This window comes from Subtercola sp. PAMC28395 (genome assembly GCF_018889995.1).
Classification (GTDB): domain Bacteria; phylum Actinomycetota; class Actinomycetes; order Actinomycetales; family Microbacteriaceae; genus Subtercola.
On the sequence record NZ_CP076547.1, the window covers coordinates 247,311 to 273,684 of the forward strand.

Consider the following 26,374-nt stretch of genomic DNA (forward strand, 5'->3'; position numbering starts at 1 on the left):
CGAAACGCCTCCTGGGGCGAAGATCGACTTTCCCGTAAGTGCACTGTTTCACTCGAAAAGCTGCGCATCCGGGAAAGTCGATGCCGGGCGGTATTTTGGGAGCATGGCACCCACGAGAGTTCTGCTCGACGTCGATACGGGCGTGGATGACGCCCTCGCGATACTGTTCGCCGTCGCCCACCCGGCGATCGAGCTGCTGGGCGTGAGCTGCGTGGCCGGAAACGCCGCGCTGCCGCAGGTCGTCGAGAACACGCTTCGGGTGCTCGACGCGGCCGGGGCACCTGACGTGCCGGTCGCGGGCGGGGCGAGCAGGCCGCTGATCAACCCCACCCGCGATGCCTCGCACGTGCACGGGGCCGACGGGCTCGGCGGGATCGAACTGCCTGCCACCACGCGAACGACCCACTCCGTCGACGGCCGGCCCGTGGGCGCCGTCGAGATGATGCGGATGCTCCTCCTCAACAGCCCCGAACCGGTCACGATCGTCGCGCTCGCCCCCCAGACCAACCTCGCCCTGCTGCTGCGCACCTACCCGGAGATCGTGCCGAAGATCGAGCGCGTAGTGTTCATGGGCGGATCGGCCAGTATCGGCAACGCTACTGCCGTGGCCGAGTTCAATGTATGGCACGACCCGGAGGCTGCTGCGATCGTGCTGGATTCGGGCATCCAGACCTTCATGTACGGGCTCGACGTGTTCAATCACGTGGCCGTCGACCAGGAGACAGCAGGCGAGATGCTGCAGAGCCCGTCACGGGCGGTTCGGCTGGCCGGGGCACTCATTGGGCACCGCATGGGCGTCGGAGCGAACCACGAGCCGGTCTACACCGGGCTTCTCGGTGACGCCGGCGCGCTCTGTGCGCTCGTCGATCCGGATGCCCTGCACATCGAGCGCCGGCCGGTCTACGTCGAGCTTTCCGGAGCGACCCGCGGCCAGACCGTCGTCGACCGCAGGGTCTTTCCGGGCGAAGACTCGCTGCACGGCCTCGCGGCAGCGACCGGTCTCACCGACGTCGCCCTCGGCGTGGACGCGCCGCGCTTCGTGGACCTGTACCTGCGCACCATCGCGACTCTGGCCTGACGAGCGCGCAGACGCGATCCGCGACGCCCAGCCGAGACTCCCGCGACACGTCGAGTCGGGCAGACCCGTCTCAATTCGCCGCGGCTGCCTCACGGAGCCTGGGACGTGCCCCGCATCAGCACCGGTGCCCGGCGGAAACGGGCCCCCAATCAGCACCGGCGCCCGGCGGAAACGGGCGACAAATCAGTACAGACGCCCGGCGGGGACCGGCGTCAAATCAGTACAGACTCCCAGCGGGGACGGGCGACAAATTAGTACCGGCGCCCGGCGGGGACGGGCGCCGAATTAGTACAGGCGGCCGACCGAGGCGAGCGCCGCACGCAGGAGGGCACCGCGCCCGCCCTCCATCTCGGCGTGGATGGCATCGCTCACCGCCTCTTCGGGTGTCATCCAGGTGAGCTCGAGGGCATCCTGCCGTGGGTCGCAGGTGCCGGTGACGGGGATCACGTAGGCCAACGAGACGGCGTGCTGCCGGTCATCCGTGAACGAGGACACACCCGGCAGCGGGAAGTACTCGGCGACCGAGAAGGGAATCGGGCTCGTCGGCAACTGGGGGAACGCCATCGGCCCCAGGTCTTTCTCGAGGTGGCGGAAGAGCGCGTCGCGCAGCGTCTCGCCGTACATGACGCGGCCAGAGACGACGGTGCGCGTCATGGTGCCGCTCTTCGACACCCGCAGCAGCACGCCGACTTCGGTGACCTGGCCGAGCCCGTCGACGCGCACCGGAACCGCCTCGACGTAGAGCAGCGGCAGGCGTCGCCGGATCTCCTCAAGCTCCTGGTCACTCAGCCAGCCGGGGTTCGGGTCAGGGGTGCGCACGCTCATGGTTCATTCTTACCCATATTCGGGGCGTAGCCCGCGCGCGCCTCGCGAGCGGTGGATGCTGGAGCCCCACACAGACGCATGACACCGCCCGTCGGCGCAACCGGGCCGCGCCTGTCAGTGGAGTGGGCGATCATAGGAGCAGGAGTGATGAGCGATGAGTGCAGCCCGAACGGCCGCGAGCAGGGCCGACCTGGTGTTACAGAGGTTCTCGCCTGCCACCCGGGAGTGGTTCGGCGGGGCCTTCGCCGCGCCCACCGAAGCCCAGCTCGGCGCCTGGGAGGCGGTCTCCGACGGCGCGCATGCGCTCGTGGTCGCACCGACCGGGTCGGGCAAGACGCTCGCAGCGTTCCTCTGGGCGATCGACCGGCTGATCGCGCATCCGCGTGACCCGCAAGCGAAGCAGGGCACCCGCGTTCTCTACATCTCGCCGCTGAAGGCGCTGGCAGTCGACGTCGAGCGCAACCTGCGTGCGCCTCTCGTCGGCGTCACCCAGACCGCCAAGCGATTGGGCGCCGCTCCCCCGACCGTGACCGTGGGCGTGCGCTCGGGTGACACGACCCAGACCGACCGCCGCACCATGATCAAGAACCCACCCGACCTTCTGATCACCACCCCCGAGTCGCTGTTCCTCATGCTGACCTCCGCCGCCCGCGAGACGCTCGCCGCTGTCGACACGATCATCATCGACGAGGTGCACGCTGTCGCCTCCACGAAGCGTGGGGCACACCTGGCGGTGAGCCTCGACCGACTGGATGCCCTGCTCGAGAAGCCCGCACAGAGAATCGGTCTCTCGGCCACCGTGCGGCCTCCAGAAGAGGTCGCCCGTTTCCTGGCCGGGGGCGCACCCGTCACCATCGTGGCCCCGGTTTCGACGAAGAAGTTCGACCTGCACGTGGTCGTCCCCGTCGAAGACATGTCAGACCTCGGTGCGGCGCCGGCACTCGAGGGGTCTGCCGCGGCTGCCACACCACAGCAGGGGTCGATCTGGCCGCACGTCGAAGAGAGCATCGTCGACCGCATCCTGGCGCATCGCTCCTCGATCGTCTTCGCCAATTCGAGGCGCCTTGCCGAACGGCTCACGGCCCGGCTGAACGAGATCTATGCCGAACGACTGCAGCTCGGTTCGGGGTACGACGACGAGACGGGTGACGTGCCCACCTCGGCGCGCACGATTCGTGCGGCAGGAACCAATCGCAGCATTCTGGCCGATCCCGCCCGGCGCCCGGGCTCCGGCCGCCCCGACGACCGGTACGCCGGGTCTGGCGCTCCTGCCGCGAACGACCGCGTCGCGAGCGGTCGTCCACCGGCCCAGACGATGGCTCAGAGCGGGCAGACCGAGGGTGCCGCACCACTGCTCGCGCGCGCGCACCACGGCTCGGTGAGCAAGGAGCAGCGGGCGATCATCGAAGACGACCTGAAGACGGGTCGTCTCCGCTGCGTTGTCGCCACCTCGAGCCTCGAGCTCGGCATCGACATGGGTGCGGTCGACCTCGTCGTGCAGGTGGAGTCACCCCCGTCGGTCGCAAGCGGCCTGCAACGCGTCGGCCGGGCAGGGCACCAGGTCGGCGAGGTCTCGCGCGGCATCATCTACCCGAAACACCGGGCCGACCTCATCCACTCGGCTGTCGCGGCGCAGCGCATGACCGACGGGCTCATCGAGACGCTCAGTGTTCCGAAGAACCCACTCGACATCCTCGCCCAGCAGACCGTCGCGGCCTGCGCCCTCGAGTCGATCGACGTCGAGGAGTGGTTCGACACCGTGCGGCGCAGCGCGCCGTTCTCGAGCCTGCCCCGCTCGGCCTACGAAGCCACGCTCGACCTGCTGGCCGGTCGCTACCCCTCCGACGAATTCGCAGAGCTCCGCCCGCGCATCGTCTGGGATCGCGACGCCGGCACACTCACCGGAAGGCCCGGGGCCCAGCGTCTGGCCGTCACAAGTGGTGGCACCATCCCCGACCGCGGCCTGTTCGGCGTGTTCATGGTGGGAGAGAAGGCCTCCCGGGTCGGCGAACTCGACGAGGAGATGGTCTACGAATCCCGGGTGGGCGATGTGTTCGCCCTGGGGGCGACCAGCTGGCGCATCCAGGAGATCACGCACGACCAGGTGCGGGTGACTCCGGCGTTCGGCGAGCCGGGGCGGCTGCCGTTCTGGCGGGGCGACGGGTTGGGGCGGCCCGCCGAACTCGGGCGCGCGATCGGCGAGTTCACCCGCACGGTGGCGGGATCATCCGAAAGCCGTGCCCTGCAGATCGCGCGAGACGCGGGTCTCGACGAGAACGCCGCCACCAACCTGGTGGCGTTCATCACCGAACAACGGGAAGCAACCGGGCATGTACCGGGTGACACCACGCTCGTCGTCGAGCGCTTCAGGGACGAGCTCGGCGACTGGCGGGTCATCCTGCATTCCCCGTACGGCATGCAGGTGCATTCGCCCTGGGCGCTGGCGATCGGAGCCCGTATTCGGGAGCGCTTCGGCGTCGACGGTGGGGTCGTGGCCAGCGACGACGGCATCGTGGTGCGCCTGCCCGACACCGAGAGCGACCCTCCGGGGGCCGAGCTGTTCGTCTTCGACGCCGACGAGCTCGAGATCCTCGTCACCACCGAGGTCGGCGGGTCTGCACTCTTCGCCTCACGCTTTCGCGAGAGCGCCGCACGGGCGCTGCTGCTGCCACGGCAGAACCCCGGCAAGCGGTCACCGCTCTGGCAGCAACGGCAACGCTCGGCGCAGCTGCTGGAGGTCGCCCGGCGGTACCCGACGTTCCCGATCATTCTCGAGACCGTGCGCGAGTGCCTCCAGGATGTCTACGATCTGCCGTCACTGAAGTCCCTGGCTGGTGAGATCGAGAGCCGCACGATCCGTATCGTCGAGACCGAGACGCCCGAGCCGTCTCCGTTCGCACGCTCGCTGCTCTTCGGTTACGTCGCCTCCTTCGTCTACGAGGGCGACAGCCCGCTCGCCGAACGCCGCGCCGCCGCCCTCTCGCTCGACCCGACCCTGCTGGCCGAACTGCTCGGTCGCGCAGAGCTCCGTGAGTTACTCGACCCGGCCGTCATCGAGCAGACCGAACGCGAATTGCAGCGTCTCGCCCCGGGTCGTAAGGCTTACGGGGTCGAGGGTGTCGCCGACCTGGTGCGGATGCTCGGGCCGCTCACTGCGGCCGAGATAGCCGAGCGACTCAGCGACGGCGACGCCGATAGCACGACCGACGGCGAATCTGCGCCCGAGGCAGCCGAGCAGCACCTGCAGGCACTGCTGCAGGCGAAACGCGTGCTCGCGGTGAACATCGCCGGTGAGCCGCGCTGGGCGGCCATCGAAGACGCGAGCCGCCTGCGTGACGCGCTGGGGGTGCCGATCCCGTTCGGAGTCCCCGACGCCTTCATCGAGCCGGTCGAAGATCCCCTCGGTGACCTGGTCGGCCGGTACGCCAGAACACATGGCCCGTTCACCGCGGCGGAGGTCGGTGCGCGCCTCGGGCTCGGGTCTGCGGTCGTGCACGAGACCCTCAAGCGGCTCGAGCGCACGCGCCGAGTGATCGAGGGCGAATTCAGGCCCACCGGGAACTCCGGCATCGGAGGGCAGACGGCAGCGGCAACGGAGTGGTGCGACTCCGAGGTGCTGAGGCGACTGCGCAGCCGCTCGCTGGCAGCGCTGCGACACGAAGTCGAACCCGTCGACCAGGGTGCGTTCGGCCGATTCCTGCCCGCGTGGCAGCACGTCGGAGGCACCCTCCGGGGAATCGACGGCGTGCTCACCGTGATCGAACAGCTCGCCGGAGTGCCGGCGCCGGCCTCCGCCTGGGAGACGCTCGTGCTGCCATCACGCGTGTCGGACTACAGCCCGGCCATGCTCGACGAACTCACCGCCTCGGGCGAGATCGTCTGGGCAGGCAACGGCTCGCTGCCCGGCAGCGACGGCTGGGTCTCGCTCCATCTCGCCGACACCGTGCGTGTCACCCTGCCTGAGCCCATCGATTTCACGCCGACCGACCTGCAGTCTGCGATCCTGGAGGCCCTCAGCGGTGGCGGCGCGTACTTCTTCCGCACCCTGGCGGACCAAGTCGCTATGACGCTCCGAGCCAACCTTGCAGCGACGACACCCGCGAACCCGGCCGCTCCGGCACAGGCGACCCGCGCAGGCGCAGCCCACTCAGCGGGCGAGCCAGCAGCAGCGTTGTCCGACGCCGAGCAGATCGCGCCCCGCGTCTCCCGGAGTGCGCGTCTGGCAGCCGCAAACGGCATGCCCACATCGACAGCGAGTCAGCTCGCGATGGGCGCCTCTGAGCAGGCGTCCTCGTCTAACCCGACGTCAGCGAGCACGACGGATTCGGCAGGTGACACGGTCGGTCGATCATCCGGTGCCGCCGACGCCGGCACAGCTCCAGCTCCTCTCGTACCCCCGACCGGGTTCTTCAGCGACGACCAACTCGTCACCGCGCTCTGGGATCTCGTCTGGGCCGGTCTCATCACGAACGACACCCTCGCGCCGCTGCGCACCCTGACCGGCAGCACGACGGCGGGCCGATCGGCGCACTCTACGAAACGATCGACGCCCCGCAGCTCCCTCTACCGCGGCCGCGCCTACGCCCGCCCCACGATGGCCACCCGTGTGGGGCCCCCGACGGTCGGCGGCAGGTGGTCGCTGCTCCCCCGCGCTGAAGGCGACGCAACTCTCCGTGCCCACGCCATGGCCGAGTTCCTGCTCGACCGCTATGGCGTTGTGACCCGCGGCTCCGTAATGAACGAGCATCTGCCGGGCGGCTTCGCGCTGGCCTACCGGGTGCTGAGCAAGTTCGAGGAGACGGGCCGGTGCCGCCGCGGCTACTTCATCGAAGGGCTCGGCGCCTCGCAGTTCGCGACGGGCGGTACCGTCGACCGCCTGCGCTCGTTCGCGCGAGACATTCTCACAGACGAGCCAGCAACACCCGGCAACGCTCTCCCGGGCGACAGCCGTGGCGGGCCGGTCGCCGCCAGCGGCGGGATGCTCGGCTACGACCCGCGCGAAAACCCCGCCAGCGCGGGGTACGGCGGTTCCACCGTGCGGGTCGGCTCCTCCGAATCCCGGGCTGCGGGAACGAACCAGGTCCGTGACGCACAGGGCCCCGCAGCAGCCTCACCGCCGCGTCGAGGCGGCACTGCACGTGACCGCGAGGCCAAGCCCCGAGCCACCACCTTCGCCGCGAGCGACCCCGCGAACGCCTATGGGGCAGCACTGCCCTGGCCCACCGGCTCCGGCCACCGACCCGGCCGCAAGGCCGGCGCCCTCGTCGTTCTCGTCGACGGCGCCCTCGTTCTCTATGTCGAGCGCGGCGGCAAGACCGTGCTCTCGTTCACCGACGACATCGAAACACTCGTCGATGCCGCCGGTTCCCTCGCCGCAACCGTGACCTCTGGCCGGGTCGACAAGCTCACCATCGAGAAGATCGACGGCGAGTTCTCGGTCGGCTCGACCGTCGGGCGTATTCTCGAGGCGGCCGGCTTCAACAACACCCCGCGAGGGCTGAGGCTCCGCAGTGCCTGAGGGCGACACCGTCTACCGCACTGCCGAGCACCTCAACGCCGTGCTGGCCGGGCGGGTGCTGACCGCGTGCGACATCCGCGTGCCGAAGTTCGCCACGGTCGACCTCACCGGCGAGACGGTCGAGGGGGTCATCAGCCGCGGCAAACACCTGCTCATGCGGGTGGGTGGGTTCAGCATCCATTCGCATCTGAAGATGGAGGGCACCTGGCACCTCTATCGCCCTGAGACCCGCTGGCGCAAACCCGCGTGGCAGGCCAGGGCCATCCTGAAGACCGAAGACTGGATGGCCGTGGGCTTCGAGCTCGGCCTGCTGGAGGTTGTGCCACGCGAGGCCGAAGACAGCGTCGTCGGCTACCTCGGCCCCGACCTGATCGGGCCAGAGTGGGACGCAGACGAGGCCGTGCGCCGCCTGGCCTCCGACCCGCTCCGCGAGATCGACGTGGCACTGCTCGACCAGCGCAACCTGGCCGGGCTCGGCAATGTGTACGCGAACGAGCTGTGCTTTCTGCGGGGTGTTCTGCCGACGCGACCCGTCGGCGAGGTGCCGAAGCTCGATGCCGTCGTCGCGCTCGCGCATCGACTCATCACGGCCAACCGCGATCGCGTCGAACGCACGACGACGGGCGACATGAGACCGGGGCGGATGCTCTGGGTCTACGGTCGCGGTGGGCAGCCCTGCCGGCGCTGCGGCACCCGCATCGAGAGCGGCAAGCTCGGCGCCACCGAACTCAGCCTCCGCGACACCTACTGGTGCCCCCACTGCCAGACCTGATTCGGGCCCGTGCGCTCCGGCTCTCTCTGCTGGTGCGCGCAATCGGCCCCAAGAAACGTCTCCGGGGGCCGTTTGCGCGCACCTGCACGAGGCCTGGCTGGGAGCGCGAGTGGGGGCACCAGCAGAGTCGCGACATCGTATTCTTGGGGGGTGATCGACGACATCAAGAAACGGGCCCTGCACCGCGCGCGCATCCTCGAGGGGCAGATGCGTGGCCTCAGCAAGGCGATCGAGAACGAGGACTACTGCGTCGACATCATCACCCAGTCGCTCGCCATTCAGAAGTCACTCGGCTCCCTGAACAAGCTGATGGTCGAGAACCACTTGAAGACCCATGTCACCGAGATGTTCGACGAGGGCGGCGAGACCCGAGAAAAAGCGATCGACGAGCTCGTGCGCATCTACGAGTTGAGTCGCAACCGCGGGGAGTAGACGCGCGGGCCCGGGCAGACCAGCTGCGAATCATCGTCACTCTGCTCACCCGTGTGGGCCCCTGCAACTCACGGGCGGCGAGAGTAGTTTGAGGCTATGACCGAGCAACAGCCCTACGACGTGCTTCACAGCTACGACGACTTCGAACTTCGCCGGTACCCCGGCCATCTCCTGGCTGAGGCGGTCGTCGATGCGCCCTTCGAAGACGCAGGCAACAAGGCGTTCAGGTACCTCTTCGCCTACATCGGCGGTGAGAACGTTTCGAATTCGAAGGTGGCGATGACGGCGCCCGTGGTGCAGGCCGATGCCTCGTCACGCATCGCGATGACCGCGCCTGTGGTGCAACAACCCGCTTCCGCGAACCCGGATGACGGCGAAAGCAGCGGCTTCAGGGTCGCCTTCGTGCTGCCCGCGGACTTCGCGTTCGAGACGGCCCCGCGCCCGACGAACCCCCGCGTACAGCTCCGTGCGGTGCCGGAGAGCCTGGTTGCTGCAATCCGGTACCGCGGGCGCTGGACCGAAGAGAGCTACCTGAAGCACCTCGAACAGCTCACGTCGGCCCTCGCCGTTGCCGGCTTCACCTCGACCGGGCAACCGAGGTTCGCCCGCTTCGATCCGCCGTTCCTGCCCGCTTTCCTGCGGCACAATGAGGTGATGCTCGACGTCGAAGAATCGCAGCCCGTCTGACCCGCAACGGTACCGCGCAGCTCAGTCACCGGCGGTGACGGGTGCAACTTCCTTTTCCGACTGCCACGGCCAGCGGCCGGTGATCTCCAGCTGCAGCGACAAGCTGAGGAACGTGCGAATCAGGATGATCGCCGCCAGTACGGCGACACTCTCGAGGGTCGGGGTCACGGCGACGGTCCGAACGATGTCGGCGGCCACGAGAAACTCGAGGCCGAGCAGAATGGACTGCCCGAGCATCCGGCGATATTCCTTGTAGACCGACGGCTCGCGCCGCAGGGCATGAAGAATGGCGACAACACTCGACCACGCCGCACCCAGGAGAATGATCGCGACCCCCGCGCCCTCGATCACTGATGCGGCGATCTCGATGATTTCCTGAAACGTCATACCCTGTTTGTACACCCGTACAGGCTGATCCATCTCAGAAGAGCCCTTCGGTCAAGCAGACTGGGCCAGAAATCACTCGGTGAGGGCGATGGCCTGGCTGACCCAGAGACTGTACTGGGCCCACGGGTCGTCGACGCCGGCCTGGAGCTCACGGATGTGGGCGTCGAGAGAGTCGTGCAGGGTGAACCACTCGCTGCCCGGGATGCGGTGACTCGCGAACTGCAGGTGCCGCCGATGCTCGCGTTGCCGTGTACCGCGCTCGAAGGCGAGAAGCTCGTCGAAGTGCAATTGGGCGAGCCGTGCACGGGGGTTGGCGCTGGTACCGATCTTGACGGTGTTCCTGAAGCGAACGTAGTAGACCACGTCGACGCGGGGTTGGCGGTCTGTGCCGTCGGGCAGGTCTCCGAGCCTCCACTCGCAGACTCCGCAGAGCCAGCCTGACGGGTAGGCGACTCCCAGCCTCGAGCCGCAGGCCACACAGGGCGTCGGCAGCACATCGCTCACGCCGACGTCTTCGGCGACCAGGGAGTAGGCCTCCAGCAGATGCCGGTCGCAGAGGTTCAGCCCGCGAGCCCCAGCGACCGGGTTCGGGCAGGGCACGCCGTCATCCCGGATGCCGCACCGGCTCGGGGTTTCTCCTGTCGCGAGCTCACCAACGGATTCGACCATGCCGCCACTGTAGGGCCGACCTCTGACGACGGACGCTGGGACGGCAGGCTCTGAGACGGGATGCTCCGACAGCGTCGGTGGTCGTGATTACGTTCGTCAGACGGAGCGGCAGCGAAAATGCCAGAGTCAGGAATGGAGGTGCCCGGCATGGCCGAGAACATCGAGGCATGGTGGTCGAGGCGACAGCGCTCGAAGGGCACCCTCATGCCCTACGAGATCGGAACGTACCGGGGCGATTGGGAGCGATACCCGGTGCTGATCAGGCAGTATCACCCCGAGCTGAATCACCACATCACCCTCACCCAGATCCCGCCCGCAGCCGAGGTGTACCTGCTGTGGCAGTGCGACACCGGTCACCTCTTCGTGGCAACCCCTGAAGAGCAGCGGTCGCGGCCGGGCAGAACACGTCGCCGGTCATCGTGGTGCCCCGAATGCACGGCGCTGGCTGTGCCGAAACGCAGCACAGCGGCACGCCCGGCCGCCACGCCCGACCGACCCGCACGGCAGGCAGCACGCGCGCCAGACGGCGTCTTCGCCGGTGACGCCTTCGTCAGCCCGCGGGCACCGAGACCCGCCTCTGCGGCCGAAGCGCGCCTGCGGCAGCTCCTCGCCGAACGACTGGCCGTCGACCTGTCGGTGAATGCGGTGAAGACCAGCCGCCCGTTCTTCACCCACGTCGAGGTGTGGCCCGACATCGTCATCCCTGAACTCCGGGTGGCGATCGAGTATGACACCGTCGGCAGGCATGGCCTGGAGCACGTGGGCAAGCGCGAAGAGACCGACCGCCGCAAGGACCGGCTCCTGCGTGCGGTGGGCTGGGAGGTGGTGCGCATCCGCTGCGGAAAGCTGCATCCGCTCGGCCCTTTCGACCTCACGGCGACAAACGTGTCTGATCGCCTCATCGACAGGCTTCTCGACACACTTCGCGTCATTCGCGGCGACCTGATCGTGAACGCGTACCTCACCCCGAGCATCCCGAGCCGGCGACAGACCGGCCCGCAAGTTGCCCTGCACCCACCGCTCACAGCAGACTGAAGGCACCGGATCGCGAGAGAGTCTTCCGACAGCGACCAAGGAGCCAACCCCCATCATGAGCGAACCGAGTGATTCCCGCGTCGGCCTGTACATCGACTTCGACAACATCGTCATCTCGCGGTACCAACAGCTGCACGGGCGCAATGCCTTCCAGCGCGACGGCATCCGCGATTTCGACAAGTCGAGCCCGGATGCTGACCCCGACGTTGCTGCCCGGCTGGCCGCTGCCACGGTCGACTTCAATGCGATCATCGACTTCGCCGCGTCGTTCGGCACAATGGTCGTCAACCGCGCCTACGCAGACTGGTCTGTGCCCGTCAACGCGAGCTACCAGCGCCAGCTCATGTCGAGGGCCGTCGACCTGACGCAGCTCTTCACCACCACCACACGGGGAACGAAGAACGGTGCCGACATCCGTCTCGCTGTGGACGTGGTCGAGGATCTCTTTCGACTGCCCGACCTCACGCACGTGATCATCGTGGCCGGCGACTCGGACTACATCGCCCTCGCGCAGAAGACGAAGCGCCTGGGGCGCTTCGTGGTGGGCATCGGAGTCGCCGGTTCGACGAGCACCTCGCTGGCGGCCGCGTGCGACGAGTTCGAGGACTACGACTCGCTGCCCGGCATCGAGAAAGTGGCGGCCACGGCGGCCAGTGCTCTTCCGAAGACCGACAAGGCTGCAGCGGGCAAGGCAGCTGCCGAGGCCGCCGAGACCCAGCCCACGAAGGCTCCGGCGAAATCAAGACGGGTTTCGACGATCCCGATGTTCTCGCACACCGAAGACACGTCGTTCGACGAACCCGAAGTCGCAGAAGACGTCGACCCACAGTCGGTTGCGACCGAGCTGCTCGTTCGGGCCCTGCAGATCGGCCACGCCAAGGGCGACGCAGACGAGTGGCTCAACACCGGCACCGTCAAGAACCAGATGCGGCGAATGGACCCTTCGTTCAACGAGAAGCCTCTCGGCTTTCGTTCGTTCACTGATTTTCTCGCCTCCCGCAGCGAGGTAGCAGACCTACAGGACGAGGGTTCGCAGCGTCTCATCCGTCTGAGGCCCGACTCCGAAGGCCGCCGCTGACGTGGCTTCGAATGACGAATCGGTGGCGCTGGATCGACGTCAGCAGTTCCTGAAGGCCTACGACGACGAACTGCGCACCGATGCAGAAACACCCAGCGCGACGAACGTGAGTCGGCTCGGCCCGCTTCGGCTGGTGACGTCGCGAACGGCCGCGGATTCATCACCTACCAGACCCTCGGCGACGCCGACGAGACCACCGTTCACCACCTCGTTGCCGAAGCCGTCGCGTACTACCTGGCAGACCCCGGCATCAGCCGAGTCGAGTGGAAGACCCGGGCTCACGACAGGGCGCTCGGTCTGCATGAAGCCCTACTCTCGAACGGCTTTCTGGCTGACGAAGCGGTGTCGATCATGATCGGCGAGGCGGCGTCACTCGCCCTCGACGTCGCGCTGCCAGACGGCGTCACCCTTCGCCGCATCACAGAAGAGACCGACGTCCGTGCGATGAGCGCCATGCAGGACGAGGTCTTCGGTGACCCCGTTTCGCGGGAAGAAGCAGACACCCTTCTTCGCCGGCTTGCGATTGACGACGGCATGGAGCTGTGGATCGCGGAAGCCCGAGGGGTCATCGTTTCGGCGGGCCGGCTCGAGCCAGTCCGCGGTTCACGATTCGCCGGTATCTGGGGAGAAGCAACGCGAGAAGAGTGGCGAGGGCGCGGCATCTACCGAGCCGTCACGGCCGCCAGGGCACGCTCCGCGGTCGGAAGGGGAAAGTCGCTCATCCACAGCGATTCGACCGAATATTCCCGCCCGATACTCGAGCGCTCCGGCCTTGTCAGGGTTTCAACGACGACCCCGTATCGCTGGACTCGCTAGGTACTCAGAAGGACCCGACCGAATGACCGAACCCACCACCGAAGACCCATCGACGGGGGCTGCGCGCGCTTCAGACCTCGATCCTGGCGAGGGCATGCCTGACGAGGGGCGGTCAGCCCCGGCCGCTGTGGGCACACCCGCAACGAGCGAGGAACTCGGGGCAGATCGCCTGAACGAGCACGGCAGTGAAGACGGAGACTCGGCAGCCGGTCATCCACCTCGTGGTCGACGGCGGCGACGGATTCTTCAGCTCGCCGGCGTCATCGTCGTTGTGGCCGCAGTGATCGGTGGCTTCTGGGGCTGGAGCGTGGCCGCAGAGAACCGGTACGAATCGGCGGCCAGCAGCCTGCAGTCACAGCTCACGACCCAGGTGAGCGCATCGCACGCATTCGACGCCCGGCTCGCCGACGTACGGAGTCTCGCCAAGCGCATCCATTCCGTGGTCGACAGCCCGGCATTCGCCGCTGAGACGCTGGCCGAAGCCGCTGCGCTTCGCCAATCGCTGACGGCGATGGATGCCCTGGCCACCGCCGCCGCCTCGACACCGCCGAGCTCAGCAGAACTCGACGCACTCGCCACCCCTCCTGCTGGGTACCGACCGCCATGGCAGCTCACCACCGATTCCGAACAGCTCGAGGCTCGCTCACTGTCCTCCCAGCAGCAGGCCAGCGACCTCGTCACGGCTGCGAAGAACACAGCCGACGCAGAAGGCAGCCTCAACACCGCCGAAGCCGGCTTCTTCACCGCTGCCGCAACCGAGGCAGACCAGCTCATTGCAAGCAACACACTGTCGAACCGATCGCTGCAGGTCGCTCTGATCCGGCTCACAGAGCAGGCGCGAAACCCGAGCATGAGCATGTCGCACGATGGCGCGTTTCTTGCCTCGATGAGCGACGCCGAATCGCAGGTGCGCGCCTCGCAGGCCACCCACCAGTCAGAATTGGATGACCCGGCCTGGGCCGTCCGACGCGAGATCGAGAACTATGCCCGATCCCTGAGCAATGGCGTCGCACTCGAATTCATCTGGTCGCCTGAGGTCTCTGGCCTCGGCGCGAACTGGCTCTCTGGTACCACGCAGTCGTTCGACACCGACGGCGGGTACGCGATCATCAACCTCAACTACACCGTTGAGACGGCGTGGTACGACGGCCGGGATGCCCGCGCCCTGGTTGCGCACGAAGTCGGGCATTCGCAGGTGTACCGCTGCGCCCCGCTGTTCAACAGCCCCGAGATCAAGGGACAGCAGGAGGTCTGGGCGACGGCGTGGTCGATCAGCCAGGGATTCGACATCCCCGGTTCTGGCATCGAAGCCTACGGCCGCCCGAGCAACGCGCAGATCGCGGTCGCCGCCCAGTGTCGCTGAGGCACGCCTGGCTGGAGGCCGGTGGCTGGGTCGAGCCGTGGTCAGTGGTTCCGCGCCACCCGTGACTCATTCCGTAAAAATTCGACCCCCTGTTCGAGGGTCGAAATCATTCGTACGGTTTACAGTGGGTGATACCGTCGTTCGACAACCGCGCTCTGCCCCACTGCATCATTCACTTCACCAGAGGAACATCGTGACCGATTCCCCACGCCGCGCCCCGATCAACGACGCTGCGGTCGTCTGGTCGGTTCCCACTGACGAGGTTGCGGCCAGGCTGAAGTCGAGCCCGCTCGTCATCATCATGCACGGGTACGGCTCACACGAGAACGACCTGATCTCCCTCGCCCCGCTCCTGCCAGCTGGCACCATAGCCGCCTCACTGCGCGCGCCACTCCTCGCCCCATACCCTGTAGAGAACGGGTTCGCGTGGTTCACCATCGGCGAGCCCGGCAACCCCCGGGTGTCGGGCCTCGACGACGCTGCGGCGTCTGTGCTCGACTGGCTCGACCGCGTCGAAGCCCACTTCGGCACGCCTGCCAGCATCGCGACCCTCGGCTTCTCCCAGGGCGGTGCCATGGCGATCCACCTGCTGCGCACGGCCCCCGAGCGATTCGTCGCCGCGGTGAACCTCTCCGGGTTCGTCGTCAACGGGCAGGTACACGGAGACCGCGTGATGAGCGAGTCGCGGCCGCCCGTGTTCTGGGGCCGTGACGTGGCAGACCCCATCGTGAACGGCGTCGCCGTCGAACGCACCGAAGCGTGGCTGCCCGAACACTCCACGCTCACGGCGAAGCTCTACCCGGGCATCCGTCACGGGGTTTCGCAAGAAGAGATCACCGACGTCTCGCAGTTTCTGAGTGCCATCCAGACCCACACCAACCCGCTCGTGACAAGCGATGCCGCACTGAGCACCGACGGGGCAACCGCAGTCTGACCGTGTCCAAGACCCCGAAGGGCTCGAAGGCGGCCGGGCCGACCACCGCCGCGACCGTGGCTCTGACCCACGCAGGCATCTCCTTCACCCCACACGCCTACCACCACGACGAATCGTCGACCGACTTCGGCGCCGAGGCCGCGAGCGCGCTCGGCATCGACGGTGGGCGGGTCTTCAAGACCTTGATGGTCGACACTGACAAGGGCTTCGCCATCGGCATCGTCTCGGTCGACTCGAAGCTCGACGTGAAAGCCCTGGCCAGAGCGGTCGGGGCCAAACGCGCCGTGATGGCCGATGCAGCTGTCGCTGAGCGCAAGTCGGGCTACGTCGTCGGGGGCATCAGCCCGTTCGGTCAGAAGACCCGACTGCCAACGGTTCTGGATGATCGTGCCCTCGATTTCGAAACCATCTACGTCTCGGGCGGCCGGCGCGGTTTCGACATCGAGGTCACCCCGGCCGACCTCGTTGCAGCCCTCGGCGCGCAGATTGCGGTCATCCGCCGCACGTAGTGGTGTCTGCAACATGCACGACATCTTCGGTGGGTAGCGTGGCGGCATGAGCTCTTCAGCATTGCCCCTCGCACGCACGATCATCGAAGGGGCGTTCATTGCCACAGTCGACGAGGCTGGCAGCGAGTTCGCGGTGGGGCACGTGGTCGTCGACGGCAACACGATCGTGGCCGTCGGCAGCGGCAGCTCTCCGCAGTGGGCGCGGGACGGGTTGACCCCCGATGGGGTCGGTGCGACGGGTGGCAGCAGCCGGGCATCCATTCGCCTCGTCGACGGGCGCGGGCACCTGGTGACACCGGGGCTCATCAACACCCACCACCACCTCTACCAGTGGCTGACCCGCGGCTACGCGCAGGACTCCATTCTCTTCGACTGGCTCACCTCGCTCTACCCGCTGTGGGCCCGCATCGATGCCGAGCTCGTCGAAGCGGGAGCGATGGGTGCGATGGCGGTCGCCGCGAAATCGGGATGCTCGACCGTCGGCGACCACCACTACGTGTTCCCCAGCGGTGCCGGCGACATCCTCGGCGGAATCGTGAAGGCGGCCGGCGAGCTGGGCGTTCGCATCCACGCCACCCGCGGCTCGATGGACCTCGGGCAGAGCCAGGGCGGACTGCCACCCGACTTCGCCGTCGAGTCGATCGATGCGATCCTGGCGGCGAGCGGTGAGGCCGTGGAGCGCTACCACGATGCGGGCCGAGGGGCCATGGCGCAGATCGCCCTGGCACCCTGCTCGCCGTTCTCGGTGACCGCCGACCTGCTGCGCGAATCGGCAGCCCTCGGGCGGTCGCTCGGCGTGCGGCTGCACACGCACGGCTCAGAGACCGTCGAGGAAGACGCGTTCTGTCTGGCGAAGTTCGGAAAGACTCCCACACAGTACCTCGAAGACCTCGACTGGCTCGGCAGCGACGTGTGGATGGCCCACTGCGTGCACCTCGACGACCACGCGATCGGCCGCTTCGCTGCGACCGGAACGGCCGTCGCCCACTGCCCCTCCTCGAACGCACGGCTGGCGGCCGGCATCGCCCGTGTGCCAGCCATGCTCGACGCCGGCATCACCGTGGGGCTCGGCGTCGACGGCGCCGCCTCGAACGAGTCCGGCCAACTCGGCACCGAGATCCGCATGGCCGTACTGATGAACCGGCTGGGAGCCGGGGCCGACCGGATGCCCGGGCGAACGGCGCTGCGAATGGCGACCATGGGCGGGGCGAAGACGCTGGGGCGCGACGGCGAACTCGGCTCGCTCGAAGTGGGCAAACTCGCCGACCTCGCCGTCTGGAAGATCGACGGGGTGGAGCACGCGGGAATCCTCGACCCCGTGGCGGCCCTCACCCTCGGGGCCCAGCCGCCACTCGCGCTGCTGCTGGTGAACGGTGTCGCCGTGGTCGAAGACGGGCAGCTCGCGCGGGTCGATGAAGCTGTCGTCGCGAGCGCCGTGGCCCGGGCATCCACAGCCCTCGCCCTGCGCTGAGTTGCGCTTAACCGAGCTGAGCTGAGCGCACGCAGCGCCGATCCCCCCGGAGATGCTGATACTCAGCGCGCGCGGCCGGCGACCTTCTCTGTGAGGGAGAGGCGCACCGTCGGCCACTCCGACTCGATGATCGAGAAGACCACAGTGTCGCGCAGAGTGCCGTCGCGCCAGACATCGTTGTTGCGCAGCACCCCGTCTTGCTTCGCGCCGAGCCAGGCGATCGCGGCGCGCGATTGCTGGTTGTGCCAGTGCGTTCGGAACTCCACGGCAACGCAGCCGAGCGTGTCGAAGGCGTGGGTGAGCAGAAGCAGCTTCGCCTCGCTGTTCAGCCCGGTTCGCTGCGAACTCTTACTCAGCCAGGTCGAACCGATCTCGAGCTTTCGGTTGTCAGCTCTGATGTTCAGGAACGACGTCATTCCGCAGGCGAGCCCGGTGTCGTGACGCCGCACGGCCCACGAGACCCACTGCTTCGATTCCCCGAGCTCGAGGCGCGTCTGCACCGCCTCTGCCATCTCGTCGGGTGACGGAATGCGCGTGTACCAGGTCTGCCACAGCTCGCCCTCTGCGACAGCGGCAGAGAGCTCCGCGACGTGGCCTAGGGTAAGCGGCTCGAGCGTGAGGCGCGTACCCACGAGGGTCGGCACTGCGGCGAAGTCTGGGCCCGTTGAGTCTGGTGCGGCGTCAGCCATTCCGCTCACCACGCGTCACCGTCGGGTGCCATCACGCTCTGCCCGTCTGCAAGGGTCTGCCTCCCAGCGCCGGGTGGCTGCACGTCGATGAGCACCTTGCCGACGAAACCGCCCTCGACTGCCCGATGCGCCTCGGCCGTCTCTTCGAGGGCGAACCGGATGATTGGCAGCCCGTTCTCCTCCCCCACCCCCAGCGCGCCATCCGCAGCGGCCGCCGTAACCGCTGCCACCGCGTTGCCCTTCTGCACCTCGCTCGTCGTGTACGTCAGAATGAACTGGTACCGCACATTCTTGGTCATGCTCGCGCGGGCAGGCACGACCACGCCGTCAGGGTCGCCCGATACGTAGATGGCAATGGTCCCGCCGGTTGCGAGCACCTCGACGTCTGCAGCGAGGTTCGCGAGCGGGTTCACCTCGACAATCACGTCCACTCCGCGGGGAGCGAGCTCCTGCACTCGTGCGATGAGGTTCTCGTCGCGGTAGTTGATCACGTGTTTCGCGCCCGCTCTCCAGGCCAGGTCTGCCTTCGCGTCAGAACTCACCGTGGTGATCACAGTCGCGCCCGCCCATGCAGCGAGCTGGATCGCCGCGTGGCCGACAGCCCCGGCTCCCCCGGCCACCAACACGGTCTGGCCCACCAGCGTTGCCGGGGCCAGGCGCTCGGGTCCGCCCTCTCTCGCCGTCAACGCCCGGTGTGCTGTAAGCGCCGGGATCCCGAGCGAGGCTCCCACATCGAAGGAGACTCCCGGCGGCAGATCGTTCACCAGCAACTGGGGAAGAACCACGTAGTCGGCAGAGGTACCCGTCGGGCGCTTGAACGCTGCGTCGCGCAGCCACACCCGGTCGCCCACGGCGACGCGCGAGACCCCGTCACCGATCGCGTCAACGATGCCTGCGCCATCCTGCCCTGGTACCTGGGGTGGGTCGAAGTGTGCCACTCCGGAGGAGCCAGCGCGTGACTTCCAGTCCGTCGGGTTCACTCCGGAGACGACGATACGAACCCGCACTTCGCCATGCCCGACAGGCGGTGTCTCCTGCTCCACAAGCTGCAGCACATCGGCCGTTCCCGGCTTGCTGTAGACGATCGCTCTCACCCGCACTACCTCTTTCCGCCGAACTTGCGACGCCTCGCCTGCGCCGCATTCGCCTGGTCTGACTGTTTCTTCTTCACGGGCTTCGCGGGTTTCGCTCCCGGTCTCTTCGCAGCTGCGCCGCCCTTCTTCGACGACGCTGCGGCTTCTGCCTCTGCCGCCGCCCGCGCTTTCGCCTTGGCCTTCGCCACCGGCCCGATCTTCTTCACCGGCTTCTCATCGCCGGCACCGCTCTGGCCCCCCGCAGCTGCACCGACGCCGGAACCGGTGCGCGAGCTGGCCGCCGATCGCCCGCGCACGATGCCGATGAACTCCTCGACCAGCGGTGAGTCGGAGCCCTGCGGCCAGGCCAACGAGACCTGCGTCTCAGCGACGTCGGTGACGGGGCGGAACACCACGTCTTTGCGCCCATGCATGCGCGAGATCGCGTGCGGCACAATGACGATCCCCACGCCTGCCGCGACCTGCCCGACCGCGTCGTCCAGATCCCGGATGCCCAACAGCGGTCGTCGCGAGCCCTCGGCGATCTCGATCGCGACATCCCGCCACTCCGGCACCGTGTCGGGCTCCTGCAGCAGGTGCTCATCTGCCAGGTCAGCGACGGTCACCGAATCGAAGGCCGACACGGGATGATCCTTGGCGACACCGACCACCTGCACCTCGGTGTAGAGCGCGATTGCGCTGAAGGCCTCCGTGTCGATCGGCAGCCGAACGAAACTGACGTCGGCGCCACCATCGACGAGAACGGCGGTCTGTTCACCCGGCTCCGAGCGGAACACCACAAGAGGCACGTCGGGGTGCCGCTCCTGCCAGATTCGCGTCCACTTCGTGACGGTCACGCCGACGGCGAAGGCGATCCTGAACGGTTCGGCCGCGTCGTCAGCCTGGCCGGGCAGCTGGGGGGCGAGGTCGCCCTCGACTGGGGGCAGCTCGCGCGCCTCGTCAGATGCTGCAGAGTCCTCGGCAGGGGGAAGCCCGGGCGCGTCAGAGTGTGCTTCGCTCATTCTCTGCCCCGATCATCCGCCACAGCATTGACAGGCCTTCAGGATACGCTGGCCTCATGACGAGTCAGAAATCGCCCCAGACCATGAAGCCCGCAACGGCAGCGAAGAAGCTGGGCATCTACCTGCCGGCCGCGCCGGCCGAGTTTCAAGAGGGCGACGTCACGCGTGACGAGCTCAACACACTTCTCACTTCACCGCCCGAATGGCTGGTGCAACTGCGCCTGAACGGCCCGCACCCCCGCCAGGAGGTCGCGCGAAAGCTGGGCATCTCGATTTCGGGCCTGAGCCGCGCCGAGGCAGATGAGGCGTACACCACCGCCCAGATCAAGGGTCTGCTCGAAGCACCGCCCGAGTGGCTCGTGGTCGAGCGCGCGCGCCAGGCCGGGGTGCACGAAGAGAACGCCCGCATCAAGGTCGAGCGCGCTGAAAAAGCCGCGCAGAAAGAGCGTGCCGAACGTCACGCACGCACGAACCCCAACTCGATCGCGCCCAAAGCGCGCTGAGACCCGCCGCGCGCGACCGGCGACAATCGACCCGCCAGGGCCGGACCACGACTTTCATCTTGGATAATTGACTCATGACTGTGACACAGCCACGCCCCGCCGACATCAAGCGCTGGCGACAGTACATGGCCGACGAACAGGCCGAAGCCGCTGTCTACCGCGATCTCGCCGAACGTCGAACCGGCGAAGAGCGGGCAATTCTGATGGCCCTCGCCGAGGCGGAGTCCCGCCACGAGTCGCACTGGCGGCGGTTGCTCGGCGATCAGGCCGGCAAGCCGCTCCGCGGAGACCTGCGCACCCGCAGCCTCGGCTTTCTCGCTCGCCGGTTTGGTTCGGTCTTCGTGCTGGCACTGGCCCAGCGCGCCGAGACCCGCTCGCCCTACGCGCACGATTCCGATGCGACGGCGGCGATGGCCGCCGACGAGGAGGTTCACGCCGAAGTTGTGCGCGGTCTCGCTGCCCGGGGCCGGAACCGGCTCTCCGGCACGTTCAGGGCAGCCGTCTTCGGCGCCAACGACGGGCTGGTGAGCAACCTGGCTCTCGTGATCGGCATCTCGGCGACCGGTGTCGACAACTCCGTGGTGCTGGTCACCGGCGTCGCCGGCCTGCTGGCCGGCGCACTCTCGATGGGTGCCGGCGAGTACGTGTCTGTGCGTTCCCAGCGTGAGCTCCTCGAGGCATCCTCTCCCAACCTCGATGCGACAAGCGCCCTCCCAGACCTCGACGTGAACGCGAACGAGCTGGCCCTCGTCTACCGCGCCCGGGGAATGTCGGTGGACGACGCCGCCGCGAAGGCCAACGCCATGCTGCTCAGCATGTCGCTCGCCACGGGCCCGCTGAAGGCGATCGATCGCACGGATGCCCTGGCCGATGTCAGCGACCCGGCGGTCAACGAACAGATCGACGAACATGAGGCCGTCGGCACAGGCCTGAGCGCCGCGCTCTCGAGCTTCTGCTTCTTCGCCTCGGGGGCGATCATCCCCGTGCTTCCCTACCTGTTCGGTCTGCAGGGTCTCGTTGCCCTCATCGTCGCGTCGGTACTCGTGGGAATCGCACTGCTCTGCACGGGGGCGATTGTCGGCATCCTCTCGGGGGGCCCGCCGCTGAAGCGGGCCCTGCGCCAGCTTCTCATCGGCTATGGCGCCGCAGCGGTCACCTATCTACTCGGCCTGGCCTTCGGTACCACGGGCCTGTAGAGCACGGGCCAGCGAACACCGGCCGGCACCGCTCTGACTCAGGAGCGGCAGACGTCGTTCATAAAGCCCGTCACGCGAGCCTCGAGCCCCGACACCTTCTCGGCGAGCAGGCTCTGGGGGTCGCGGTAGTACGACGAGTGCGGCACATCCACCCGGATGTTCGTCGAGCAGCCGAGGTTCGCGCAGATATACGTGCCGACCGTGTTGCCGTTCTCGCCGGCCTCACCGGTGCGTTTCGCGCTGAACAGCGAGACGCCGTGCTCCGTATGGGTGGCGCGGCACAGCTGGCACATCATCATGCGGCGGCGCGACAAGGGCCCATCCGCCTCGCGAACCACAATGCCCACGGCCATGTCACCCTGCCACTGGATGATGTACCCGAGGTGCGGCGAATGCGAGTCCCGCCAGCCGAGGTAGTCGAGGTTGTCCCAGTCGAGTTCGACGAAGTTCGACGGCAGCACCATGTTGGCTGCTTCGCTCGCTGAGGCATTGGCGAGCGAATGCCGAACCTCGATCCCGGTCATCCTCTTCACGCATGCACTCCTCAGCACTCGGGCTTCAAGCCTAACCGACGCTGTCATCGGCCCCGATGCTGAAGTTCCTGCCGCGCTTTATCCAGCCTCTTGGCCTCGGCGAGAGTGAACATCTCCCTCGAATCCTCCAGCTCCCTGATGAGGGTTGCAGCATCGTAGGGGCCGAAGTGGCGCTTGCCGCAGATGAAGAAGGTCGGAGTGGAATGCACGTCCATGAGATCGGCATCGATGGCGTCGTCGCGTACCCGGTTGACCACGTCGGCCGACCGCATGTCCTCCTCGAACCGGTTGAGGTCGAGACCGAGGGTCGCAGCGTACGCCAGCAGATCGTCGAGTTCGAGCTCGTCCTGGTGACTGAACATCAGAGGGGCCAGGTCGAAGAACCGCCCCTGCAGGGCCGCGGCCTCGCTGGCCCGCGCTGCGAGTATCGCGTGCGGGTGCACCTTGGTGAGCGGCAGATGCCGCCAGACATACTGCAGGTCGTCGCCGAAGTGCGCCCTGACTTCGTCGATCGACCCTGTCGCACGGCTGCAGAACGGGCACTCGAAATCGCCGTACTCAACCAGGGTCAGCTTCGCGTCGGCAGCCCCCCGAATGTGGTCACGGCGGGGGTCGACCGGCCGGGCGAGCACAAGGCTCATACGTGTTGGCGGCTGCACCTTGTCGACGATCCTGAAGATGGCCCAACCCAGTATGAAGGCGATGAGCGATGCGGCCAGAACTCCGACCCTTGCTTCATCCTGCTGGGCCGGATCGTCGATGGCGAGGTCGATGATGAAGAGCGAGATGGTGAAGCCGATGCCAGAGAGCGCCGCCCCGCCTGCCACCCGCCCCAGCGTCAGCCCGGGGGCGAGTTCGCCGAGTTTCAGCACCTTGATGAGGGCTGTCATGCCGGTGATGCCCACGAACTTGCCGACGACCAGACCCGCTATGACACCCCAGGTCAACGGCGACGTGAACGCTGCAGCCAGGGTTTCTCCGCTGAGCTTGACCCCGGCGTTCGCCAGGGCGAAGACAGGCAGGATGATGAGGCTCGTGTACGGCGAATACAGGGTGTGCAGGCGGTCGTTGACCGACACCGAATTCAGCAGGCCACGAACCGCCGCCTGCGCATAGGCAGGGTTCGGCGACTGCCGGAACGCGCGGCTGAGTTCGGCAGCCCGCTCGACCTCCCTGCGGCGTGGCGCGTACACGGGAATGAGCAACGCGATGGCCACACCGGCCAGAGTCGGTTGAACGCCGGACGCGTACAACGCACCCCACACCAGAACCGAGCACACGAGGTAAGCCGGGCCCTGGCCGACCCGCAGGTACTTCAGCGACCAGATGATCGCGAGCCCGAGGGCAGCCACCACCAGCGGCAGGAAGTGCACCTGGTCGGTGTAGAAGAAGGCGATCACGGCGAGCGCACCCACATCGTCGACGACAGCGAGCGCCAGCAGGAAGATTCGCAGGTGGCCGGGCAACCGCGGGCCGACCAGGGCGAGGGCGCCCAGCAGAAACGCCGTATCGCTCGAGATCACCACACCCCAGGCATGCCCGGTCTCTCCCGTGTGGTTGAAGAGCAGGAAGATCCCGGCGGGAACAGCGAGTCCGGCGATGGCCGCAGCGACCGGCACTATCGCGCGCGATCGATCACTCAACTCCCCCACTGCGAACTCGCGCTTCACCTCGAGACCGACCACGAAGAAGAAGAGCGTCATCAGTGCCTCGTTGACCAGGGCCCGAAAATCGAGCTGGATGCCCGTACCGCTGACCTGCAACGAAACAGTGGAGCTCCAGAACTCGGCGTACGAGTTGCCGAACGGAAGGTTCGCCCAGACGAGGGCCAGCACCGTCGCACCGAGCAGCAGGGCGGCTCCTGTCTTCTCACTGTCGGAGAAACCCCGTCTCTGGTGCAGGACGCGCCTCAGACGCGGGAAACGCGGGAGAGAGTCCCCCTCCGTCACTTCGGGCAGATTCGCGCTCATTCGCCCAGAACGGCATCAGGACCGGAGTCAGCGGCAGCCAGGCAATTCGGTACTCGTCTGGCGGATACGGTCAGCATCGTTCCAGTCTGCCGCATTCGATGCTCCCCGATGGCGAATATGCCATTTTTCGCATATAGACCGATGGAGAGCCAGCGAAGCGTCGAACACGCTCAGAATCGGTCACCTGGACCGTTCCGCTTGACACGGACGTCGTCTTCTGCGTACGCTCACTCACAATCCCTGAGAGCGCTCTCACAACACGACTGAGAGCGCTCTCAGAGACTGACCCTGTTCCCATTGCACACAAAGGAGTGACGTGACCTTCTCACGACGCACAACCAGGATTGCCGCCATTGCAGGCGCCGCAGCCTTCGCACTGATAGCGACCGGATGCTCGAGCTCGAGCACGCCAGCCAGCACCGGCTCATCGACCGACCCGATCACCCTCACGGTCTCGACGTTCGGCACGATGGGCTACGACGACCTCTACAAGCAGTACGAGGCCGATCACCCGAACATCACGATCAAAGCGACGAACATCGACACCGGCGACAACGCCAAGACCGACTGGCAGACCAAGGAGGCGGCCGGTTCTGGTCTTCCTGACGTGCAGGCTGTGGAGGAAGGTTGGCTCAGTGCGGTGATGCAGGTCTCCGACCAGTTCAACGACCTCAGCAAGTACGGCGCGAACGACATCAAGGACCGCTGGGTCGACTGGAAACTGAAGCAGGCCACCGACAAGAACGGCCGCATCATCGGCTACGGCTCCGACATCGGCCCAGAGGGCCTGTGCTACAACAAGACCGACTTCGCCGCTGCCGGTCTGCCGACCGACCGCGATGCGGTTGCGACCCTCTTCGGCGGCTCCTCTGCAACCTGGGATGACTACTTCAAGGTCGGCGCCCAATACAAGGCCGCAACGGGCAAGGCGTTCTACGACCAGTCCGGCTTTCTCTGGAACGCCATGGTCAACCAGCAGAAAGAGGGCTACTACAAGGCTGATGGCACCCTGAACGTTGACGGAAATGCCGACCTGAAAGCTCTCTGGACCAAGCTCTCCGCGGCAACGTCTTCTGGCCTCTCCGCCAACCAGACCGCCTGGGATTGGGGCAAGGGCAAGGCCTTCACCGATGGCACGTTCTCCACGTTCGTCTGCCCGGGCTGGATGCTCGGGGTCGTCAAGGGACAGGTCACCTCTGCTGGCGGCGACGCGTCGACCGGCTGGGACTTCGCGAACGTCTTCCCCGGAGGAGCTGCGAACTGGGGCGGGAGCTTCCTGACCGTTCCGACACAGTCCAAGCACCCGCAGGAGGCGGCTGACCTCGCCGCATTCCTCACAGATGCGAAGTCGCAGGCCGCCGCGTTCGGCGTCGCCGGAACCTTCCCGAGTGTCACAGCCGCCCAGACCGACCCAGCCGTCACCGGCACGAACGCGCTGTCGACCTTCTTCAACAACGCACCGATCGGCCAGATCCTCGCCGATCGCGCAAAGGGCGTCGTCGCGCAGTTCAAGGGACCCGACGACTCCGTCATCCAGTCGCAGGTCTTCGGCCCGTCCATCCAGGAGATCGATTCGGGCAAGGCAGACGGAGCGACCGCATGGAATGACGCGATCACCCTGCTCAACCAGCTCGTCGTCAACAAATAAGTGCACCCGGCGGGCGGCTTGAACAGCCGCTCGCCCCCAAGGGCGGCACGGCGCACCCGGCGGGCGGCTTGAACAGCCGCTCGCCCCCAAGGGCGGCACGCCTCGCCAGGCGGGCGGCACCACACCACCACTCGCTGGTTGAGTAACCCCAGACATCGTCGGAGGT

At 67.2% G+C, this 26,374-nt stretch carries 24 protein-coding genes; 15 read left to right on the plus strand and 9 right to left on the minus strand.

Features of this window, described 5'->3' with window-relative positions; genetic code table 11:
- Nucleotides 1–103 precede the first annotated feature (103 nt).
- Complete coding sequence (locus tag KPL76_RS01215) at nt 104–1,078, plus strand: nucleoside hydrolase (protein WP_216334532.1); 975 nt, start codon at nt 104–106, stop codon at nt 1,076–1,078.
- Nucleotides 1,079–1,363: 285 nt separating this feature from the next.
- Here KPL76_RS01215 and KPL76_RS01220 read toward each other — a convergent pair whose 3' ends face one another.
- Nucleotides 1,364–1,903 (minus strand): NUDIX hydrolase family protein, encoded by a 540-nt coding sequence (locus KPL76_RS01220; protein WP_216334533.1) that lies wholly within the window; start codon nt 1,901–1,903, stop codon nt 1,364–1,366.
- Between the two features lie 154 nt (nt 1,904–2,057).
- On the opposite strand from KPL76_RS01220, the gene KPL76_RS01225 reads away from it, so the two are divergent.
- The 4 genes from KPL76_RS01225 to KPL76_RS01245 all read left to right on the plus strand — a co-directional run bounded on the left by KPL76_RS01225 (nt 2,058) and on the right by KPL76_RS01245 (nt 9,312).
- Nucleotides 2,058–7,421, plus strand: a complete 5,364-nt coding sequence (locus KPL76_RS01225; RefSeq protein WP_253202100.1) for a DNA glycosylase AlkZ-like family protein — start codon at nt 2,058–2,060, stop codon at nt 7,419–7,421.
- The gene (locus KPL76_RS01235) at nt 7,414–8,193 is read left to right on the plus strand and encodes a DNA-formamidopyrimidine glycosylase family protein (RefSeq protein ID WP_216334534.1); all 780 of its coding nucleotides are present in this window, start codon (nt 7,414–7,416) and stop codon (nt 8,191–8,193) included. Before KPL76_RS01225 ends, KPL76_RS01235 begins: the two co-directional genes overlap by 8 nt.
- Nucleotides 8,194–8,343: 150 nt before the next feature.
- The gene (locus KPL76_RS01240; protein ID WP_216334535.1) at nt 8,344–8,625 is read left to right on the plus strand and encodes a metal-sensitive transcriptional regulator; all 282 of its coding nucleotides are present in this window, start codon (nt 8,344–8,346) and stop codon (nt 8,623–8,625) included.
- A 96-nt stretch (nt 8,626–8,721) separates the two neighbouring features.
- A complete protein-coding gene (locus KPL76_RS01245) occupies nt 8,722–9,312 on the plus strand; it encodes a heme-binding protein (protein ID WP_216334536.1) in 591 nt (196 codons plus the stop codon).
- A gap of 21 nt (nt 9,313–9,333) precedes the next feature.
- Here the strand turns inward: KPL76_RS01245 and KPL76_RS01250 are convergent, their stop codons facing one another.
- Both KPL76_RS01250 and KPL76_RS01255 read right to left on the minus strand, forming a co-directional pair.
- The gene (locus KPL76_RS01250) at nt 9,334–9,699 is read right to left on the minus strand and encodes a DUF1622 domain-containing protein (protein ID WP_216334537.1); all 366 of its coding nucleotides are present in this window, start codon (nt 9,697–9,699) and stop codon (nt 9,334–9,336) included.
- A gap of 72 nt (nt 9,700–9,771) precedes the next feature.
- Nucleotides 9,772–10,368, minus strand: coding sequence for a GIY-YIG nuclease family protein (locus KPL76_RS01255; RefSeq protein ID WP_253202101.1), 597 nt, complete (start codon nt 10,366–10,368; stop codon nt 9,772–9,774).
- A 147-nt stretch (nt 10,369–10,515) separates the two neighbouring features.
- Here KPL76_RS01255 and KPL76_RS01260 point away from each other — a divergent pair, with 147 nt between their 5' ends.
- The gene (locus tag KPL76_RS01260) at nt 10,516–11,403 is read left to right on the plus strand and encodes a zinc-ribbon domain-containing protein (RefSeq protein WP_216334538.1); all 888 of its coding nucleotides are present in this window, start codon (nt 10,516–10,518) and stop codon (nt 11,401–11,403) included.
- A gap of 55 nt (nt 11,404–11,458) precedes the next feature.
- Complete coding sequence (locus KPL76_RS01265) at nt 11,459–12,481, plus strand: NYN domain-containing protein (protein ID WP_216334539.1); 1,023 nt, start codon at nt 11,459–11,461, stop codon at nt 12,479–12,481.
- A gap of 57 nt (nt 12,482–12,538) precedes the next feature.
- Here the strand turns inward: KPL76_RS01265 and KPL76_RS14900 are convergent, their stop codons facing one another.
- Nucleotides 12,539–12,784: a hypothetical protein gene (locus KPL76_RS14900; protein WP_371733915.1), complete on the minus strand. Its 246-nt coding sequence runs from the start codon at nt 12,782–12,784 to the stop codon at nt 12,539–12,541.
- Between the two features lie 48 nt (nt 12,785–12,832).
- Between KPL76_RS14900 and KPL76_RS14905 the strand changes: the two genes are divergently transcribed.
- The 5 genes from KPL76_RS14905 (at nt 12,833) to KPL76_RS01285 (ending at nt 17,574) form a co-directional block, all read left to right on the plus strand.
- A complete protein-coding gene (locus KPL76_RS14905) occupies nt 12,833–13,297 on the plus strand; it encodes a GNAT family N-acetyltransferase (protein ID WP_371733916.1) in 465 nt (154 codons plus the stop codon).
- Nucleotides 13,298–13,319: 22 nt separating this feature from the next.
- Nucleotides 13,320–14,660 carry a hypothetical protein gene (locus tag KPL76_RS14660; RefSeq protein WP_253202102.1) on the plus strand — a complete coding sequence of 447 codons (1,341 nt, stop codon included), beginning with the start codon at nt 13,320–13,322 and terminating at the stop codon, nt 14,658–14,660.
- A gap of 193 nt (nt 14,661–14,853) precedes the next feature.
- Nucleotides 14,854–15,594 (plus strand): alpha/beta hydrolase, encoded by a 741-nt coding sequence (locus KPL76_RS14665; protein WP_253202103.1) that lies wholly within the window; start codon nt 14,854–14,856, stop codon nt 15,592–15,594.
- A gap of 2 nt (nt 15,595–15,596) precedes the next feature.
- Nucleotides 15,597–16,103 carry a Cys-tRNA(Pro) deacylase gene (ybaK, locus tag KPL76_RS01280; protein ID WP_216334541.1) on the plus strand — a complete coding sequence of 169 codons (507 nt, stop codon included), beginning with the start codon at nt 15,597–15,599 and terminating at the stop codon, nt 16,101–16,103.
- A gap of 46 nt (nt 16,104–16,149) precedes the next feature.
- Nucleotides 16,150–17,574, plus strand: coding sequence for an 8-oxoguanine deaminase (locus KPL76_RS01285; RefSeq protein ID WP_216334542.1), 1,425 nt, complete (start codon nt 16,150–16,152; stop codon nt 17,572–17,574).
- A gap of 62 nt (nt 17,575–17,636) precedes the next feature.
- Here KPL76_RS01285 and KPL76_RS01290 read toward each other — a convergent pair whose 3' ends face one another.
- The 3 genes from KPL76_RS01290 to KPL76_RS01300 are packed head-to-tail and all read right to left on the minus strand — an operon-like array spanning nt 17,637 to nt 20,358.
- On the minus strand, nt 17,637–18,263 hold the full coding sequence (locus KPL76_RS01290; protein ID WP_216334543.1) for a GNAT family N-acetyltransferase: 627 nt from the start codon (nt 18,261–18,263) through the stop codon (nt 17,637–17,639).
- Nucleotides 18,264–18,268: 5 nt separating this feature from the next.
- Nucleotides 18,269–19,357: an NADPH:quinone reductase gene (locus tag KPL76_RS01295; RefSeq protein WP_216334544.1), complete on the minus strand. Its 1,089-nt coding sequence runs from the start codon at nt 19,355–19,357 to the stop codon at nt 18,269–18,271.
- A gap of 5 nt (nt 19,358–19,362) precedes the next feature.
- Nucleotides 19,363–20,358, minus strand: a complete 996-nt coding sequence (locus KPL76_RS01300) for a LysR family substrate-binding domain-containing protein (protein WP_216334545.1) — start codon at nt 20,356–20,358, stop codon at nt 19,363–19,365.
- A gap of 56 nt (nt 20,359–20,414) precedes the next feature.
- Between KPL76_RS01300 and KPL76_RS01305 the strand changes: the two genes are divergently transcribed.
- The gene (locus KPL76_RS01305) at nt 20,415–20,861 is read left to right on the plus strand and encodes a DUF5997 family protein (RefSeq protein WP_216334546.1); all 447 of its coding nucleotides are present in this window, start codon (nt 20,415–20,417) and stop codon (nt 20,859–20,861) included.
- Between the two features lie 74 nt (nt 20,862–20,935).
- Nucleotides 20,936–22,057 carry a VIT1/CCC1 transporter family protein gene (locus KPL76_RS01310; protein ID WP_216334547.1) on the plus strand — a complete coding sequence of 374 codons (1,122 nt, stop codon included), beginning with the start codon at nt 20,936–20,938 and terminating at the stop codon, nt 22,055–22,057.
- 38 nt (nt 22,058–22,095) lie between these two features.
- Here KPL76_RS01310 and KPL76_RS01315 read toward each other — a convergent pair whose 3' ends face one another.
- On the minus strand, nt 22,096–22,581 hold the full coding sequence (locus tag KPL76_RS01315; protein ID WP_253202280.1) for an FBP domain-containing protein: 486 nt from the start codon (nt 22,579–22,581) through the stop codon (nt 22,096–22,098).
- 53 nt (nt 22,582–22,634) lie between these two features.
- Entirely contained in the window at nt 22,635–24,560 is a 1,926-nt protein-coding gene (gene nhaA / locus KPL76_RS01320; RefSeq protein ID WP_216334549.1) for a Na+/H+ antiporter NhaA, read from the minus strand.
- 316 nt (nt 24,561–24,876) lie between these two features.
- Between nhaA and KPL76_RS01325 the strand changes: the two genes are divergently transcribed.
- A complete protein-coding gene (locus KPL76_RS01325; RefSeq protein ID WP_216334550.1) occupies nt 24,877–26,208 on the plus strand; it encodes an ABC transporter substrate-binding protein in 1,332 nt (443 codons plus the stop codon).
- The last annotated feature ends 166 nt before the right edge of the window (nt 26,209–26,374 follow it).

Coding starts and splice junctions, on each gene's coding strand:
- KPL76_RS01215 (WP_216334532.1), top strand. CDS start 104: ATGGCACCCACGAGAGTTCTGCTCGACGTCGATACGGGCGTGGATGAC.
- KPL76_RS01220 (WP_216334533.1), bottom strand. CDS start 1,903: ATGAGCGTGCGCACCCCTGACCCGAACCCCGGCTGGCTGAGTGACCAG.
- KPL76_RS01225 (WP_253202100.1), top strand. CDS start 2,058: ATGAGTGCAGCCCGAACGGCCGCGAGCAGGGCCGACCTGGTGTTACAG.
- KPL76_RS01245 (WP_216334536.1), top strand. CDS start 8,722: ATGACCGAGCAACAGCCCTACGACGTGCTTCACAGCTACGACGACTTC.
- KPL76_RS01250 (WP_216334537.1), bottom strand. CDS start 9,699: ATGACGTTTCAGGAAATCATCGAGATCGCCGCATCAGTGATCGAGGGC.
- KPL76_RS01255 (WP_253202101.1), bottom strand. CDS start 10,368: ATGGTCGAATCCGTTGGTGAGCTCGCGACAGGAGAAACCCCGAGCCGG.
- KPL76_RS01260 (WP_216334538.1), top strand. CDS start 10,516: ATGGCCGAGAACATCGAGGCATGGTGGTCGAGGCGACAGCGCTCGAAG.
- KPL76_RS01265 (WP_216334539.1), top strand. CDS start 11,459: ATGAGCGAACCGAGTGATTCCCGCGTCGGCCTGTACATCGACTTCGAC.
- KPL76_RS14900 (WP_371733915.1), bottom strand. CDS start 12,784: ATGCAGACCGAGCGCCCTGTCGTGAGCCCGGGTCTTCCACTCGACTCG.
- KPL76_RS14905 (WP_371733916.1), top strand. CDS start 12,833: ATGATCGGCGAGGCGGCGTCACTCGCCCTCGACGTCGCGCTGCCAGAC.
- KPL76_RS14660 (WP_253202102.1), top strand. CDS start 13,320: ATGACCGAACCCACCACCGAAGACCCATCGACGGGGGCTGCGCGCGCT.
- KPL76_RS01285 (WP_216334542.1), top strand. CDS start 16,150: ATGAGCTCTTCAGCATTGCCCCTCGCACGCACGATCATCGAAGGGGCG.
- KPL76_RS01290 (WP_216334543.1), bottom strand. CDS start 18,263: ATGGCTGACGCCGCACCAGACTCAACGGGCCCAGACTTCGCCGCAGTG.
- KPL76_RS01300 (WP_216334545.1), bottom strand. CDS start 20,358: ATGAGCGAAGCACACTCTGACGCGCCCGGGCTTCCCCCTGCCGAGGAC.
- KPL76_RS01305 (WP_216334546.1), top strand. CDS start 20,415: ATGACGAGTCAGAAATCGCCCCAGACCATGAAGCCCGCAACGGCAGCG.
- KPL76_RS01310 (WP_216334547.1), top strand. CDS start 20,936: ATGACTGTGACACAGCCACGCCCCGCCGACATCAAGCGCTGGCGACAG.
- KPL76_RS01315 (WP_253202280.1), bottom strand. CDS start 22,581: ATGACCGGGATCGAGGTTCGGCATTCGCTCGCCAATGCCTCAGCGAGC.
- nhaA (WP_216334549.1), bottom strand. CDS start 24,560: ATGAGCGCGAATCTGCCCGAAGTGACGGAGGGGGACTCTCTCCCGCGT.